General features: G+C 63.9%; 15 protein-coding genes. 7 read left to right on the forward strand and 8 right to left on the reverse strand.

Annotated features, from left to right (window positions below):
* Positions 1-126 precede the first annotated feature (126 nt).
* A complete protein-coding gene (locus tag APT63_04305; protein AMA44900.1) occupies positions 127-1,056 on the forward strand; it encodes a hypothetical protein in 930 nt (309 codons plus the stop codon).
* 41 nt (positions 1,057-1,097) lie between these two features.
* On the opposite strand, the gene APT63_04310 is transcribed toward APT63_04305, so the two are convergent.
* Positions 1,098-2,549: a pyruvate kinase gene (locus APT63_04310; GenBank protein ID AMA44901.1), complete on the reverse strand. Its 1,452-nt coding sequence runs from the start codon at positions 2,547-2,549 to the stop codon at positions 1,098-1,100.
* Positions 2,550-2,715: 166 nt separating this feature from the next.
* Here APT63_04310 and APT63_04315 point away from each other — a divergent pair, with 166 nt between their 5' ends.
* The 3 genes from APT63_04315 (at position 2,716) to sbcB (ending at position 5,076) form a co-directional block, all read left to right on the forward strand.
* Positions 2,716-3,102 (forward strand): hypothetical protein, encoded by a 387-nt coding sequence (locus APT63_04315; GenBank protein AMA44902.1) that lies wholly within the window; start codon positions 2,716-2,718, stop codon positions 3,100-3,102.
* A 123-nt stretch (positions 3,103-3,225) separates the two neighbouring features.
* Positions 3,226-3,585 (forward strand): pilus assembly protein PilZ, encoded by a 360-nt coding sequence (locus APT63_04320; GenBank protein ID AMA47789.1) that lies wholly within the window; start codon positions 3,226-3,228, stop codon positions 3,583-3,585.
* A gap of 60 nt (positions 3,586-3,645) precedes the next feature.
* Complete coding sequence (gene sbcB / locus APT63_04325; GenBank protein ID AMA44903.1) at positions 3,646-5,076, forward strand: exodeoxyribonuclease I; 1,431 nt, start codon at positions 3,646-3,648, stop codon at positions 5,074-5,076.
* A gap of 66 nt (positions 5,077-5,142) precedes the next feature.
* Here sbcB and APT63_04330 read toward each other — a convergent pair whose 3' ends face one another.
* A complete protein-coding gene (locus APT63_04330; protein ID AMA44904.1) occupies positions 5,143-5,520 on the reverse strand; it encodes an H-NS histone in 378 nt (125 codons plus the stop codon).
* Positions 5,521-5,815: 295 nt separating this feature from the next.
* Between APT63_04330 and APT63_04335 the strand changes: the two genes are divergently transcribed.
* On the forward strand, positions 5,816-6,667 hold the full coding sequence (locus APT63_04335) for a formyltetrahydrofolate deformylase (GenBank protein AMA44905.1): 852 nt from the start codon (positions 5,816-5,818) through the stop codon (positions 6,665-6,667).
* Between the two features lie 150 nt (positions 6,668-6,817).
* Here APT63_04335 and APT63_04340 read toward each other — a convergent pair whose 3' ends face one another.
* The 6 genes from APT63_04340 to APT63_04365 all read right to left on the reverse strand — a co-directional run bounded on the left by APT63_04340 (position 6,818) and on the right by APT63_04365 (position 14,078).
* Complete coding sequence (locus tag APT63_04340) at positions 6,818-7,810, reverse strand: hypothetical protein (GenBank protein ID AMA44906.1); 993 nt, start codon at positions 7,808-7,810, stop codon at positions 6,818-6,820.
* Positions 7,807-8,571: a deacetylase gene (locus tag APT63_04345; GenBank protein AMA44907.1), complete on the reverse strand. Its 765-nt coding sequence runs from the start codon at positions 8,569-8,571 to the stop codon at positions 7,807-7,809. Before APT63_04345 ends, APT63_04340 begins: the two co-directional genes overlap by 4 nt.
* Positions 8,564-9,685, reverse strand: coding sequence for a glycoside hydrolase (locus tag APT63_04350; protein AMA44908.1), 1,122 nt, complete (start codon positions 9,683-9,685; stop codon positions 8,564-8,566). Before APT63_04350 ends, APT63_04345 begins: the two co-directional genes overlap by 8 nt.
* Before the next feature lie 225 nt (positions 9,686-9,910).
* Complete coding sequence (locus APT63_04355) at positions 9,911-11,785, reverse strand: chemotaxis protein (protein ID AMA44909.1); 1,875 nt, start codon at positions 11,783-11,785, stop codon at positions 9,911-9,913.
* 317 nt (positions 11,786-12,102) lie between these two features.
* On the reverse strand, positions 12,103-13,575 hold the full coding sequence (locus tag APT63_04360) for a nuclease PIN (protein AMA44910.1): 1,473 nt from the start codon (positions 13,573-13,575) through the stop codon (positions 12,103-12,105).
* Between the two features lie 302 nt (positions 13,576-13,877).
* Positions 13,878-14,078 carry a beta-ketoadipyl CoA thiolase gene (locus APT63_04365; protein ID AMA44911.1) on the reverse strand — a complete coding sequence of 67 codons (201 nt, stop codon included), beginning with the start codon at positions 14,076-14,078 and terminating at the stop codon, positions 13,878-13,880.
* A gap of 597 nt (positions 14,079-14,675) precedes the next feature.
* Between APT63_04365 and APT63_04370 the strand changes: the two genes are divergently transcribed.
* Together APT63_04370 and APT63_04375 are read left to right on the forward strand one after the other, a co-directional pair.
* Positions 14,676-15,485: an IclR family transcriptional regulator gene (locus tag APT63_04370; GenBank protein AMA47790.1), complete on the forward strand. Its 810-nt coding sequence runs from the start codon at positions 14,676-14,678 to the stop codon at positions 15,483-15,485.
* Between the two features lie 152 nt (positions 15,486-15,637).
* Entirely contained in the window at positions 15,638-16,840 is a 1,203-nt protein-coding gene (locus APT63_04375) for a beta-ketoadipyl CoA thiolase (protein ID AMA44912.1), read from the forward strand.
* The last annotated feature ends 4 nt before the right edge of the window (positions 16,841-16,844 follow it).

Raw genomic sequence — 16,844 nt, forward strand, 5'->3', positions numbered from 1 at the left:
GGTCGGTACACCTGCAGGTGGTCTGGACCAAGGTCGATTGCCAAGGGGCGGGGTTTCTGCGTCGCCGGCTGGCCGTGGCGCGCGCGAGCGCCTAGAGTGGCGGTTTGCCTGGATGAGGCCCGTGTCATGCCCCAATTGAGTGTCGGTGAGCGCTGCTGGCAGGTGCCGCTGGGCAGCAACCTGCTCGATGCCTTGAACGAGGCAGGTTTGAACGTCCCCTACGGTTGCCGGGCAGGCGCCTGCCAGACGTGCCGCGTCCTGTGCACCCAAGGGCAGCCGTTCGAGGCGCGGCCCGATACGCTGGATCCGGCGCAACGTGCCGAAGGCTGGCGGCTGGCCTGCCAGTGCACGGTGATGGAAGACCTGCGCCTCGTGCTCGACACCGGCCCCGAACGCCAGGCCACCGAGGTGATCGACGTGACCTGGCCGGCCGCCCACCGCGCCCGGTTGCGCCTGATGCCCCACGGGCCGCAGCGTCGTCAGGCCGGTCACGACCTGGAGCTGGCCGTGGGGCCACACCGGATGCCGGCGCTGCTGACCCATGTGGACGACGCGCGCTGGCTGGAGGTGTACGTGGAGGCCCAGGGCACCGACGAAGTCATCGAAGCGCTGCGTGGTCTGGCGCCTGGCGTCCAGGTGCACCTGAGCGCGCGGCGGGCCCGCACCCTGCATTACGACACCCAGTGGCAGGCACAGCCATTGTGGTTGCTGGGGCAGGGCGCCGGAATCGGGCCGCTGCTGGGCCTGGCCCATGAGGCGCGAGCGCAGGGGCATGAGGGCGATGTCTGGCTGGTGCAGGTCACGGACGCAGGGGAGCGATCCTGCCTGGAGGCGCCGCTGCAGCACCTGGCCGAAATCTGGCCGTGCTTGCGGGTCGAAACGCTGACGCGTGAAGGGGTGGAAGCGCGCTTGGCGAGTACGCGCGGGCTCGACCGAGGAACGGTGGCCCTGGTCTGTGGCGATGCGGGGCATGTCGAAGGGTGTGCCCGGCGCCTGTTCATGGCGGGGCTGCCCAGAAAGCAGGTGCTGACCGAGGTGCTGGAGGCACCTCGGTAGCGCGGTTCGCAGGCCGGACGGCACCTGCGAACCGATCAGGCTCAGACCAGCGGGTCGCCCACGTGCAGGATCTTCATGCCGTTGGTGCCACCGATGGTGTGGTAGCTGTCACCCTTGGTCAGGATCACCCAGTCACCTTGTTGCACCAGGCCACGCTGCAGCAGCTCGTCCACGGCCGCCTGGCTCACCTTGTCCGGCGCCAGGGCGGCAGGATCGAAGGCGATCGGGTAGACGTTGCGGAACATCGCGCTGCGCGCCTGGGTGGCGCGGTGCGGCGACATGGCATACACCGGCACGTGCGAGCGCAGGCGCGACATGATCAGCGGGGTGTAGCCGCTCTCGGTCAGCGCGATGATCGCCTTGACGCCGGGGAAGTGGTTGGCCGTGTAGATGGCCGCCAGGGCGATGCTTTCGTCACAGCGCTCGAAGGTGGTGTGCAGGCGATGGCTGGACTTCTGGCTGGTCGGGTGCTTCTCGGCGCCCAGGCAGATGCGCGCCATGGCCTGGACCGCTTCGATCGGGTAGGCACCGGCGGCACTTTCGGCCGACAGCATCACCGCATCGGTGTTGTCCAGCACGGCGTTGGCCACGTCGGACACTTCGGCGCGGGTCGGCATCGGGTTCTGGATCATCGACTCCATCATCTGGGTCGCGACGATCACCGCCTTGTTGTTGCGGCGGGCGTGCTGGATGATCTTCTTCTGGATGGCGATCAGCTCGGCATCGCCGATTTCCACACCCAGGTCGCCACGGGCGACCATCACGGCGTCGGAAGCCGCGATCAGGCCGTCGAGGGTCTCGTCGTCGGCCACGGCCTCGGCGCGCTCGATCTTGGCCACCAGCCAGGCGCTGCCACCGGCTTCGTCACGCAGCTGACGGGCGTACTGCATGTCCTTGGCGTCACGCGGGAAGGAGACCGCCAGGTAGTCCAGGTCCATTTCCGCCGCGAGCTTGATGTCGGCCTTGTCCTTTTCGGTCAGGGCCGGCGCGGTCAGGCCGCCACCGCGACGGTTGATGCCTTTGTGGTCCGACAGCGGGCCGCCGATCAGTACCACGCAGTGCAGGGCATCGGCCGTTGCGGTTTCGACGCGCATGACCACCCGGCCGTCGTCGAGCAGCAGTTCGTCACCGACGCCACAGTCCTTGACCAGGTCCGGGTAATCGATCCCGACCACCTCCTGGGTGCCCTCGGTCAACGAGTGAGCCGTGGAGAAGGTGAAGCGGTCACCGACCTTCAGTTCGATCCGCTTGTTGGCGAACTTGGCGATACGGATCTTCGGACCCTGCAAGTCGCCCAGCAGCGCGACGTGGCGGCCAAGCTTGGCGGCGATTTCACGGATCAGGCGCGCGCGCGCCTTGTGCTCGTCCGGAGTGCCATGGGAGAAGTTCAGGCGTGCGACGTCCAGGCCCGACAGAATCAGCTGTTCGATCACGTCCGGCGAGTTGCTGGCCGGGCCCAGGGTGGCGACGATTTTGGTACGGCGGATGGTCATGCACAGACTCCTATAGTGAAGCGCAGCGAAAGGCTACTCCTGAATCGGGCTGTAGTCATTGTTCGGATGCACTACCGTGGAGGGGGAGAGCAGGTCATCGCCGTCTTCGACCCTCCAGTTTCGCCCACTGCCGCCGATACACCGTGCAGCAAGAGGAGAGCGCCCCATGCGTGCCATGATCGTTTTGATGCTGGCGACCAGTGTCGTCGGCTGTACCCGTTGGTCGATGGACCATCACTTGAACAATGCCTACCGCGCCTATGAGCGGGGCGACTGCCAGCGGGTGATGCTGGAGTTGTCGCAGGTGGACCGTACCAGCCGTGCACGGCCGTTCATTCATCCGGAGGTCGCGTTGCTGCGCGGGCAGTGCCTGGAGCGCCAGAAGCTCTATGTCGATGCGGCGCAGACCTACCAGTACCTGATGCAGCGCTGGCCTGGCAACGAATACGCGTTTCGTGCCCAGGCCCGTCTACAAACGCTCGAGCAGTTGGGGCATTACCGCAGCTTTACCCCGGCGGTAACGGTGCCGCTTGCGACACCTGCTGGGCGGTAAGCGCCAAGGGCAGTGCAAACCGGGGCACAGCTGCCGAACGGTCTGGACGAATCCGTTGAATGAATGTAACGATCAAGGCGATTCCACGCCCATTGCCATCCGCGAAGGACAGTGACCGCCATCATGTTTATCGAGCGCCAGATAGAACGCCACCAACTTCCGCTCTATCTCACCGTCTACAACCGTTACACCGATCAGCTGCTGGGTTACCTGGGCAATGTGTCGGAAGCGGGCCTGATGGTGATCAGCGAGTTGCCGATCCTGGTCGGGCCGGATTTCGAGCTGCAATTGCGCATTCCACTGCCAGGTGATGGCTGGCAGTTCATCAACCTGACCGCCAGCTGCCTGTGGTGTCAGGAAGACCAGATGCCAGGCCATTACGATTCGGGATTCATGCTCTTGCAGGCGCCCGAGGAGTACAACGGCTTCGTACGCACCTTGCATACCTACTTCAGCTTCAACCCGCTCAACGCCTCTGCCTGAGGCTGGCCCACGCACGCCCGAGGCCCTAGACTCTGGTCGATCTTGTTACAGGACGACCCCGTGAGCGCGAGCATTTTCTGGCACGACTACGAAACCACCGGCATCAATCCCCGCTGTGACCGCCCCTTGCAGTTGGCCGGGATACGCACCGACCTCGACCTCAATGAAATCGAAGCGCCGGTCAATCTCTATTGCCGGCCCTCCGACGACATCCTGCCGCACCCGATCGCTTGCCTGGTGACCGGCATCACACCCCGGCAGCTGGCCGATCAGGGCCTGGTCGAAGCCGACTTCATGACCCGCGTGCACACTGAGCTGGCCCGTCCAGGCACCTGTGGCGCCGGCTACAACACCCTGCGTTTCGACGACGAGGTCACTCGCTACAGCCTGTACCGCAACTTCTTCGACCCGTACGCACGGGAGTGGCAGGGCGGCAACAGCCGCTGGGACCTGATCGATGTGGTACGCACGGCCTACGCCCTCCGGCCGGAGGGTATCGTCTGGCCGCAGCAGGACGGTCGTACCAGCCTGCGCCTGGAGCTGCTGAGCCAGGCCAATGGGATCGATCACGGCCATGCCCACGAGGCCTTGTCCGACGTGCGGGCCACCATTGGTCTGGCGCGATTGCTGCGTGAGCGCCAGCCCAGGTTGTACGACTGGTTGTTCGCCTTGCGCAGCAAGCATGCCGTCATGGAGCAGATCAGGCTATTGGAGCCCTTGGTGCATATCAGCGGGCGTTTCTCGGCCGCGCGTCATTATCTGGGTATTGTATTGCCGCTGGCCTGGCACCCTCGTAATCGCAATGCCTTGATCGTGTGCGATCTGCACATGGATCCCTCGCCCTTGACCACCGAATCAGCGATGGACTTGCGCCAGCGTCTGTATGCTCGGCGCGATGCGCTGCTCGACGGGCAACTTCCCGTGCCATTGAAGTTGATCCATGTGAACCGCTGTCCGGTCGTGGCGCCGTTATCGGTCGTCCGCCCTGCGGATCAACAGCGATTGGGGTTGGACCTGTCGCTGTATCAGGCCAAGGCAACCCAATTGGCGCAACAACGGGCCGTGTGGCAACCGGTACTGGATGAACTCTTCGCGCAGGAAGACTTCACGCCGAGCGACGATCCGGAACAACAGTTATATGAAGGGTTCATTCGCGACCGCGACCGCCGCGTGTGCGAGCAGGTACGGATGTCGGACCCCGAGCATTTGTCCAAGGGGCACTGGATGTTCGATGACGGGCGCCTGCCGGAACTGCTGTTCCGTTACCGGGCGCGTAACTTTCCCGAGACATTGAACCCTGAAGAGCGACAGCGTTGGTTGACGTTCTGCAAGGACCGACTCGACGATCCGGCCTTGGGCGCGCCGCTGACCCTGGACGCATTCGAAACGGCCTGGCAGCAAGCATGGCCTGAAGCCAGTGCGCCCCAGCGTGAGGTGCTGCTGGCGTGGCAGGCCCATGTCGCGGCCCTCAAGGCACGTCATCGACCTTGAACGCACGGGCATGAAAAAACGCCAGCAAGCTGGCGTTTTTCAGGTATCGGGAAACAGGTTCCGCGATCAGTCCAGCAGGCTGGACCAGCTTTCAACTTCGTCACCGCCCCACTTGGCTTTCCACTCTTTCAGCGTCTTGTGGTTGCCACCTTTGGTTTCGATGATTTCGCCGTTGTGCGGGTTCTTGTATTGCTTGACCTTGCGTGCACGCTTGGTGGTAGCAGGCTTGGCCGTGGCGCGTGGGCCTTTGCTCAACTTGGACTCTGGGTCGAGCAGGGCAATCACGTCGCGCAGCGACTTGGAGTATTCGCCCATCAGCGTGCGCAGTTTGCCTTCGAATTCCAGCTCTTTCTTCAGCTTGTCGTCTTGCGACAGATTGGCCAAACGGGCCTGAAGTTCTTTGATGGCTTCTTCGGTGGCGCGGTATTCGTTGATCAACGACATGAGGTATTCCTTGCGATGTATTCAGAGAGACAGTGGCGTCGATAGTAAACAGGGTTTATCGACAAGTAAACAATTAAAGCGTGCACGGCCGCGCTGCGAGAGTGTGGCTATATGTACTTTCCGGGTTAAGAAAAATTCACACTGTGTTTGAGAAATGCCGTTCTTGACCCTTGTCCCCCGCCACGCGGTTGTACACACCGGTGGTCTTTCCGGGCGACAGACACTGAATCACTACTGCAGATTTCCTGGCGAATCGTTAGACTAGGCCCCTTTGCAAGTTCTGGAGTTCTTGTTCATGCGCACCTTCCGACTGGTGATCGCCTGCCCCGACGGCGTGGGCATCGTGGCCAGCGTCAGCCATTTCCTGGCTTCTCATAACGGTTGGATCAATGAGGCCAGCCACCATTCCGATGAGCAGAGCGGCTGGTTCTTCATGCGCCATGAAATTCGCGCCGACTCGTTGCCGTTCGGTATCGAAGCGTTCCGCGAAGCCTTCGCGCCGATCGCCGAAGCCTTTTCCATGACCTGGCACATCACCGACTCGGCGCAGAAGAAGCGTGTCGTGCTGATGGCCAGCCGTGAATCGCACTGCCTGGCGGACCTGCTGCACCGCTGGCACACCGGTGAGCTGGACTGCGATATTCCGTGCGTCATTTCCAACCATGACGACCTGCGCAGCATGGTCGAGTGGCACGGTATTCCTTTCTTCCATGTGCCGGTCGATCCGCAGGACAAGCAGCCGGCGTTCGCCGAGGTCGCACGCCTGGTCGAGGCCCATGACGCCGACGTCATCGTGCTGGCGCGTTACATGCAGATTCTGCCGCCTCAGCTGTGCCAGGACTACGCGGGCCAGGTGATCAACATCCACCACAGCTTCCTGCCCTCGTTCGTCGGCGCCAAGCCCTACCACCAGGCTGCGCTGCGCGGGGTGAAGCTGATCGGTGCCACGTGCCACTACGTGACCGAGGAGCTGGATGCCGGGCCGATCATCGAGCAGGACGTGGTACGCGTCAGCCATGCCGACACCATCGACGACATGGTGCGGTTCGGCCGCGACGTCGAGAAGATGGTGCTGGCGCGCGGGCTGCGCTATCACCTCGAGGACCGTGTACTGGTCCATGGCAACAAGACCGTGGTCTTCGACTGATCGAGGTCGGCATGGCGGATCCGCGCGACAAGGCAACGGCCAGCGCACCCCCACGGGTGGGCGAGGGCTGCCTGGCACGCTACGACCCTGAGGCCATGGACGAGACGCTGGGGACCGCCTTCGAAGGCGCTGCCGAGCTGTGGCGTCAGCTCAGCTCGGTTGCCGACGCCAGCGTTTCAACAGGGGACGTGCCAGCAGGTACAGAAATACCGGACCGCCTGCCGCCAGGTAGAAGTAGTACGTGACGATTCGCCAGATGAGAATCGCCGCCGCTGCCGTCGAGCTGCCCACCAGCGGGGACAGCAAGGTCGCCGAGGTCAACTCGGCAGCACCGGCGCCGCCGGGCAGCAGGCTGAACTGACCGGCGCTCAAGGCGAGCATCTGCACCAGGAAACTGGGAATCCACGCCAGGTCCGACCCCAGGCCGCGCAGCGCCAGGTACAGCACGCTGTAACGCAACCCCCAATGCAGGCAGGTCAAGGTGAACACCATGGCCAGCGTGCGTTTGGGCAGCTGCCAGGTTTCCGCCAGGGCGCCCAGAAAGTGCAGCAGCTTGCGCGCCCAGCGTCGACGGCGCGCCTCGGACAGGCCTACGCGCCGCAGGCAGCGGCCGTTGAAGCGCATCACCTTACGGCGCCAGCGCAGCAGGGCGATGACCACGGTCAGGACGCCACACAACAGCAGGGCGCTGCTGATCAGCATCGACTCCTGGCTCCTGCCCAGGCTGTGGAACAGCGCGTAGCCCGCGATCCCCAACAGCGCACAAATGAAGAAGGCCAGGTCGTTGAGCTGGTCCATGGCGAACGCTGCGCCACTGCGTGCAGGGGCAATGCCCTCCTTGTTCAGCAGGGTGATCAGCGCCACCGGGCCGCCACTGCCGCCGGGTGTGGTGCAGATGGCGAACTCGGTGGCCATGAGCACACCCACGCTCTTGAGTCGACCCAGGTGGGCGCCTTGCTGGCCCAGCAGCAGGCGAAGGCGCATGGCGTTGAGGATCCAGCACAGCACGATCATGCCCAGCAGCCCGGTCATCAGCCCGGGTGGGAAGGTGCGCAGGCGCGGTAGCAGCTCGCTGCCACCAAGAAAGGCCGGCACCAGCACGGCCACGGCCAGGGCCACCCCCAGCCAGGCAAAACGACTCATGCGGCGACCCTGTGATCCAGCCAGGTCGATTTGGTCATGGGCACGCGACCTTGCGCCAGCAGCTCGCGCACGGCTTCGAGCCAGTAATCACGCGAGGAGGGATGGCGCATGTCCACCGGGTGCAGCCCCAGGCGCAGGCTGTCGGCGCTCTCGAGGCGTCGACGCTGCCAGTCGCACAGCAGGCGGGACAGCCCGCGACGCCAGGCGCTACGGGCACTCCAGACCAGGCCTGGGGCGGTGATCGGGGTGAAGTCGGGCAGGCTGTACAGATGCTGCGGCGTACTGGTGTAGCGCAGGGGCAGGGTTTTCAGGGCCTCGCGCGTGCCTTCGCTCATCAGCCAGGCCGGTGCGACGAACCCGGCCAGCGGCCAGCCCTGGCGCTCGAACAGCGCCATGCCCTCGTGCAGGCGTTCGAGTGCCTCCGCCTGGCTCAGGCCGTAGAACTCGCCCTCGTGGGTATAGATCCGACGCATGAAGAATTCTTTCGGCGAGCGGGCGGCCGGGCCATCGTCGGCGTGGTAGTAGCCATGCAGCGCCAGCTCGTCGCCCTTGGCCAGGCGCCGTTCGAGCAGGCTGCAGAAGTCCGGCGAGCGCGACAGTGCATTGCGGTGGTGGAAATCAGGCACCACCAGCCAGGTCATCGGTACATCGCCCATGGCGTCCACGGCTTCGACGAACGGGCGGTAGTCGGGCCACGTTTCCGGGGCGACGTCGTGCAGCACGACCATCAGGCTGCGGGTCGTTGGCGTGGCGTCATGCATGGGCCAGCACCTCGGGCTGATGGCCCAGCACGGCCTGGTAATGCCCCAGCAGACCGTTGACCACGGCATCCCAGGCGTAATGCTGTTCGACATGGCGACGTGCCTGGGCACCCAGCTTGCGCGTGCCTTCCTCGAAGGCTTCGCGCACGGCTTCGGCCATTGCCCGGCCATCATTGGGGCGGCAGAGCCGGCCACACTGCTCGTTGACCAGCTCGCTGAAGGCACCGGCACGCACGGCCACCACTGGCGTGCCGCTGGCCATGGCCTCGAGGATCACCAGACCGAAGGTTTCCTGGTCGCCAGCGTGCACCAGCAGGTCGGCGCTGGCCATCAGGCGTGCGACGTCCTGGGCCGGTGAGAAATGGTTGATGACCGTGACGTTGTCGGGCACAGCCGTGGGCATGTTCGAGCCCACCAGCAGCAGATGGTAGGGCTTGCCCAGTTGGCGCATGCAGTCGAGCAGGACCGGCAGGTTCTTTTCCCGCGAGCCGCGCCCGGCAAAGACCAGCAGGCGCGCCGTGTCCGGGATACCGAGCCGGGCCCTGATCTGCGTGTCGCGCTGATCGGGATGAAAGGTCGTCAGGTCGACGCCCAGGCGCTGCACGTGCACGTCCTTGACGCCCAGGCGGGTCAACTTGTCGGCCATGACCTGGCTGGGCGCCAGCACGCGGTCGAAGTTGCCGTACAGCTTGCTGACGTAGGCCTCGACATTGGGCGTGAACCAGCCGCCCATGCGGTTCTTGACCAGCAAGGGCAGGTCGGAGTGGTAGAAACCGATCACCGGCACATCGAGCTGTCGGCGTGCTTCCAACGCGGCCCAGGCCGTGAAATAGGGATCGCCGACCTCGATCAGGTCGGGCTGCAGCCGGCGCAGGACCTTGCACCACGGCGCCAGTCGAACGGGAAAGCGGTAGCCGTTGCCGAAGGGCAGGGCCATGGCCGGCACCTTGTAGACGCCATTGGCATCGCTGGGCTTGGGGCCGGGAATCAAAAGACTGTGTTGCACGCCTGGCATGTTGCCCAGGCGACGGTGCTTGGCATCGAGGTAGGTACGTACACCCCCGCTGGCCGGGGCATAGAACATGGTGATGTCAGCGATGTGCACGATCAGCATCCCTCCGGGATCGTCTTGGTGGTCTGTCATCCGGTAGTCACAGTCCGGAGATGACGCGCCTACCCATTGACCGTTCCGAAGGGTGGTTTGTTCGATCGGCAAGACGGCTGCACACCACGAATCGCGGCGGCGGCAGCGACCTGCATGCCCCCGCGCAAGCCGGTGCCTGCGCCGGGAAAGACGTGCCGTTCTTCGCAAGCACCTCATGCTTGCCTGCCGCCTGCTTCAGATCCTGAAGCTGCCCACTAGGTGCTTGAGTCGAGCTGCCTGCTGTTCCAGGTCGGTGCACGCACGCAGGGTAGCCTGCAGGTTCTCCACGCCTTCCTGGTTGAGCAGGTTGATTTCGTTGATGTCCATGTTGATCGAGTCGACCACGGCCGTCTGTTCTTCGGTCGCCGTCGCCACCGACTGGTTCATGCCGTCGATCTCGCCGATACGCTGGGTCACGCTGCCCAGGCGTTCGCCGGCCTGGTTGGCGATCTCGACACTGTCCTGGCTATGGCGCTGGCTTTGGCCCATGGTGTCCACCGACTCGCGCGCGCCGACCTGCAGCTCTTCGATCATCGTCTGCACCTGCTGCGCCGACTCTTGCGTGCGGTGTGCCAGGTTGCGCACTTCATCGGCGACCACGGCAAAGCCACGACCGGCTTCGCCGGCACGGGCCGCTTCGATCGCTGCGTTGAGCGCGAGCAGGTTGGTCTGCTGCGAGATACTGGTGATCACCTCGAGGATCTGACCGATGTTCACCGTCTTGCTGTTGAGCTTCTCGATGTGTCCACTGGAGCTGACGATCAGGTCGGACAGCCGCGTCATCGCCTGGATATTGCGGTCCACCACCTGTTGACCCTCTTCGGCCAGCAAGCGCGCCGAGCTGGCGTGCTGGGACGCCTGGGCCGCATTGTTGGCGATTTCCTGGGCCGCGGCGCCCAGTTCGTTGATCGCGGCGGCAACGCTGTTGGTGCGGTTGGACTGTTCGTCCGAGTTGCTCATCGACGAATTGGAGGCGCTGACCACGCGCAGCGCCACTTCGTTGACGTGCTCGGTGGCCGACGATACCTCGATGATGGACGTATGGATCCGCTCGACGAAGCGGTTGAACGCCATGCCCAGAATGCCGAACTCGTCCTGGTGATGGATGCGCAGGCGCTTGGTCAGGTCGCCTTCACCTTCGGCGATGTCCTCCATGGCCCGGGTCATGGTGTGCAGGGGCTGCATCAGCGCGCGGATCAGCAGGCCGAGCAGGGCGATGATGATCACCACCGCCACCACCGTGGCGATCACCGCCGAGGTGCGGAAGGTGCTGAGCATGGCGTAGGCATCGGCCTTGTCCACCGACAGGCCTATGTACCAGTTGGCATTCGGCAGGCCTTTGACCGGGGTGAAGCTCAGCAGCCGCGCGTTGCCATCGACGTCGACCTCACTCAGTTCCTGGGTCAGGCGTGGTGCCTGCCCAGGGAAGACGTCCGCCAGGGACTTCATCACCAAGGCATGGTCCGGGTGTACCAGGATCTTGCCTTGGTCGTTGACCAGGAACGCATAGCCCATGCCGCCGAAATTCAGCGAGTTGATGATCTGCACCAGCCCATCGAGTGCCAGGTCACCACCCACCACACCGATGTCACGCGAGACGCTGGAGAGAATGCCGATGACCATCTTGTTGGTGGTCAGGTCGATGTAGGGCTCGGTGAGGATCGCCCCGCTGGCGTTCATGCCATCCTTGTACCACGGGCGCGTGCGCGGGTCGTAACCGGCCGGCATCGGCGAGTCGGGGCGCACGCTGAAGCGGCCGTCGGTACGGCCCAGGTAGTCAGTGAGGAAGCTTGAGGTGACGGCCTGCTGGCCCATGAAGACTTCCGCGTTGTCCGGCGCCTGGGCAATGTTCTGCGCCAGGTTTTCCACCAGCCTGATCCGGCCATCGAGCAGGTTGCGGATGTTGGTCGACGTGGATTCGCCCATCTCGTTCAGGTAGCTCTCCAGGTCGGCGCGAATCGCGTTGCGCTGGAGGTAGTCGTTGTACAGCGTGAACAGGGTGAAGGCGAGTATGACGATCAGTGACGCCGCCAGCAGGATCTTATGGCTGAATTTCAAGCTTTTGTTCATGGCGTAATCGGTTCCGCAAGGGGATGGAACAGGTGTTCGAGCGGGTAGGATCGGCGCTCACCGCGCGCTGCCCGCGTGTCGTCCCGGACTCGTTCCTGGTATTCCGTTGGACATCGACAGGGGGTATCGGCTGGGGAGGGGGGAATCTTGAGGGTAGGGAGGGGAAAAGCGGAAGGACGAGCTGCAAGTGGCAAGTCGCAAGCGACAAGGAGAGGTCGAAAGGGTGTCGTGGCTGCGTAAGCGCAAGCGTGACGGTGCTCGCAGGACGGAACCGAAAGCGGCAAGCGGCGCTTGTTCGCCGCTTGCCGCTTGCCGCCTTACGCCAGCGCCTTGGATGCCAGCCAGAACAGCCCGGCGGCCAGCCCCATGGACGCCGGCAGGGTCAGGACCCAGGCCAGCAGGATGGTCTTCACCGTGCCGCCTTGCAGGCCGCTCTTGTTCGCCACCATGGTGCCCGCCACGCCAGAGGACAGCACATGGGTGGTCGAGACCGGCAGGCTGAACACGTTGGCCATGCCGATGGCGCAGGCCGCGGTGATCTGGGCAGCCATGCCCTGGGCATAGGTCATGCCCTGCTTGCCGATCTTCTCGCCCACGGTCAGCACCACACGCTTCCAGCCGACCATGGTGCCCAGGCCCAGGGCCAGTGCCACGGCCACGATCACCCAGAACGGGGCGTATTCGGTGGTCGCCGTCAGGTCCTTGCGCAGCTTCTCGAGGTCGGACTTCTCACGCGCATCGAGGCCTGGCAGCTTGCCGACCTTCTTCGCGGTGTCGTCCAGGCACAGCAGGTAGCGACGGACTTCGACGCGCTGCTCGGACGGCAGTGCATGGTAGTCGGTCACGCCCTTGAGCGTGCGCTGCAAGGCGGTGATGGTCGGCTCGGTCTGCTGCGGGTCGCAGCTGAACTGCTCCGGCAGGTCGCCCGTCTTGGCCTTGCCCAGGGCCAGGAACTCGCCCAGCGTCGCTTCGTTGCGCTGGTAGAACTGGCTCAGGTGCAGGGTGGCGTCACGGGTACGTTCGATCTGGTAGGTGCTGCTGCCCAGGTCGAGCACGAACTGCGACGGCACGATGCCGATCAGCACCAGCATGATCAGGCCGATGCCCTTCTGACCGTCGTTGGAGCCGTGCACGAAGCTCACGCCCATGGCCGAAATGACCAGCACCAGCCGGTTCCAGAACGGTGGATGCTTCTTGTCGTCGAGCTTGCGGCGCTGTTCCGGGGTCTTGTGCATCTTCGACAGCGGGCGCCACCACTTCAGGCCGATCAGCACCAGGGCCGCGACCACGAAGCCTGCCAGGGGCGAAACCACCAGGGAGAGCGCGATGTCGATCGCCTTCTGCCAGTTGACCCCATCGCCCAGCGGGATGCCGTTGATCAGGGCATTGGCCAGGCCCACGCCGAGGATCGAGCCGATCAGCGTGTGGGAGCTCGAGGCCGGGATGCCGAAGTACCAGGTGCCCAGGTTCCAGGTGATGGCCGCAGCCAGCAGCGAGAAGACCATGGCCAGGCCGTGACCGGTGTTGACGTTGATCAACAGCTCGACCGGCAGCAGGTGGACGATGGCGTAGGCCACGCCGACGCCGCCCAGCAGGACGCCGAGGAAGTTGAAGACACCGGACAGGAACACGGCCAGGTGGGGCGGCATGGCCTTGGTGTAGATGACGGTGGCTACCGCGTTGGCGGTGTCATGAAAGCCGTTGATGAACTCGAAGGCGAGCACGAAGGTGACTGCGAGCACCAGGCTCACCAGAACCCAGGCATCCAGTCCGCTGAATAAATCGATCATGAAGTTTGTCTGGCGGTCGTAGGGGGGCCGGATTATGCCAGAAAACACGGGCAATCGATCCCCCCCTGCGTCAGCCGGCGACGAACCGAGGCCCTGGCGCCTGCCACTGTCGAGGGGCTGGCCTCAAGCCGATCGAGCCAGGACTCGTTTTGATCGCCGGTGAACACGCGGCAAACAAGAACGAAATCGGTCGTTACAAAGCGGCCGGAAAAGTCACATGAAATTTGTCAAAATACGTGTCTGCTCTGGTTCGGACCCCTGCCTGGCAGGGGTTCCTGCGGACTTCGAGGGCAGGATTGCCTTCAGAGCTTGTGTTCACGCAATTCTTTTTCCATCTTTTCCAGTTCTTGCGCAAAGACCTGGTCTTGAACGGTAGAGCGCTTGCGCCACGGCTTGCGTTCAGGTTCCGATTGAGCGGCATAAGTGGTGACTTCGCCACCATACACAGCCTTGTAACGGTCGGCCTGACGCTCGAGTTCGGCGCGCAGTTCATCTTTCGTCACAGTAGTATCCATCATTTATCAATGAAGCCTGGCGACTGCATGCAGACGGCATGCGGCTACGTGGCCAAGGCAAATAACGCGTCGTAGCAACTCGGGTTCAAATACGATTCGAGACGGCAGCATACGTCTGCCGACCATGCACAGACATCGGGTGTGCGAAGTTGGATCCAGAATGGGCCTGATCATGGCAGCGCAAGTTGCTGATTATAGCAACTCCCAACAAGGTCACTCCAGAGTGCCTGTTCGATGCGCCATCAAGTTGAACATTCGGCACGTTGGCAAGCAACCAGAACCTCATGACTCTAAGAGGCTTTGCTTGTAAGAAAGTTCTGAAACAGCAAAAGAGAGGGTAAGACGGCCTCGCCACGGAGCAAGGCCGTGCCTGGGGACTTCCACGGTGGGTACCTGACCAGTCTCTCCAATAGAAGCCACATGGGCCCAGTCAAGGTATAAGCAAATGTATCGGCGGTCAATTGCGATTATCGGTCGATTGTCCGATAATCGCACAAACCACGTGCATCGAGATGAGCCATGAACGAACAAGAGCCGGCACTCTCCCAGGATCCGGGGCATCAGGCGCCGCCTGCTGCGGTAGGCCTGGCGCCCCCGATCGTCGCTTCACCTGCCAAGCGTATCCAGGCGTTCACCGGGGATCCGGATTTCATGACCTCGCTGGCACGGGGGCTGGCGGTGATCCAGGCCTTTCAGGAGCGCAAGCGCCACCTGACCATCGCCCAGATCAGCCACCGCACCGAGATCCCGCGCGCTGCGGTCCGACGCTGTCTGCACACTTTGATGAAGCTGGGCTATGCCACCACCAATGGGCGTACCTACTCGCTGTTGCCCAAGGTGCTGACGCTGGGGCATGCCTATCTGTCGTCGACGCCACTGGCCGTTTCCGCGCAACCCTACCTGGATCGCATCAGCGAGCAACTGCATGAAGCGGCCAACATGGCCACGCTCGAAGGCGACGACATTCTCTACATTGCGCGTTCGGCCACCGTCGAACGGCTGATTTCGGTCGACCTGTCGGTCGGTGGACGTTTGCCCGCCTATTGCACGTCGATGGGGCGAATCATGTTGGCGGCGCTCGATGATGCCAGCTTGCAGGAGTACCTCGACCGCGCCGACATGAAGCCGCGTACCAGCCGCACCCTGCACGAGCCTGTGGCCTTGCTGGCGTGCATTCGACAAGTCCGCGAACAGGGCTGGTGCGTGGTCGATCAGGAGCTGGAGCAAGGGCTGCGCTCGATCGCCGTACCGGTGTACGACGCCTCCGGGCAAGTGCTGGCCGCGCTCAACGTCAGCACCCATGTCGGGCGTGTGACGCGAGGTGAGCTGGAGCAGCGGTTTCTGCCCATTCTGTTGGCCGCCAGCCGCGACCTGTGCGCGCAGCTCTTCGCGTGAGCGGCCCTGGCCTGGTCTTAGGGACGACTGCCAGGCGCTCTAATCTGTTCGGTAATCGCACACAGATGCGCTGACTAGATTGTCGCCTCCGAGCGCGGCTCACTATGCTGCGGCCTCATCTGGCGCCACGGCCGAGAGGCAGGAGAACGACAATGCGCGATGTCTTCATTTGCGATGCGATACGAACCCCCATCGGCCGCTACGGCGGCGCCCTGGCCAGCGTGCGTGCCGACGACCTGGCTGCGGTACCGCTCAAGGCGTTGATCGAACGCAACCCTTCTGTGGACTGGGCGCAGCTCGACGAAGTCTTTCTCGGCTGTGCGAACCAGGCAGGGGAGGACAATCGTAACGTGGCGCGCATGGCCTTGCTGTTGGCGGGGTTGCCCGAGTCGGTGCCTGGGGTGACGCTCAATCGCCTGTGCGCTTCCGGCATGGAAGCCATCGGCACGGCATTTCGTGCCATTGCCAGCGGCGAAATGGAACTGGCCATCGCCGGTGGGGTGGAGTCCATGTCGCGGGCACCGTTCGTCATGGGTAAGGCCGAGAGCGGTTACGCCCGTGCGCAGCAGCTCGAGGACACCACCATCGGCTGGCGCTTCATCAACCCGGCAATGCGCGCGGCGCATGGGGTCGACTCGATGCCGCAGACGGCCGACAACGTCGCCGAGGACCACCATGTTTCCCGTGCCGACCAGGATGCCTTCGCCTTGCGCAGCCAGCAGCGCGCGGCCGCCGCCCAAGCGGCCGGTTTCTTCGCCGAAGAAATCGTGCCCGTGCGCGTGGTGCACAAGAAGAGCGAAACGTGGGTCGAGCATGACGAGCACCCACGGGGCGACACTACGCTCGAGGCGTTGGCACGGCTCAAGCCGGTCAATGGGCCTGACAAGACCGTCACGGCGGGCAACGCTTCAGGCGTCAATGATGGCGCCGCCGCGATGATTCTGGCGTCGGCCGAAGCCGTACAACGCCATGGGTTGACCCCACGGGCCCGGGTGTTGGGCATGGCCAGCGCGGGCGTAGCGCCGCGGGTGATGGGCATCGGCCCGGTGCCGGCGGTGACCAAGCTGGTGGGTCGGTTGGGGCTGGCCGTCACGGACTTCGACGTCATCGAACTCAACGAAGCGTTCGCCAGCCAGGGCCTGGCTGTGCTGCGCGGCTTGGGCCTGGCGGACGACGCTTCCCAGGTGAACCCCAACGGTGGCGCCATCGCCCTGGGCCATCCGCTGGGCATGAGCGGGGCACGGCTGGTCATGACGGCCCTGCATCAGTTGGAGAAGAGCGGCGGGCGCAAGGGATTGACGACGCTGTGCGTAGGCGTGGGGCAGGGGTTGGCGCTGGCGATCGAGCGCGTCTGAGGCC

The sequence above is a fragment of the Pseudomonas monteilii genome, assembly GCA_001534745.1.
Lineage (GTDB): Bacteria > Pseudomonadota > Gammaproteobacteria > Pseudomonadales > Pseudomonadaceae > Aquipseudomonas > Aquipseudomonas alabamensis.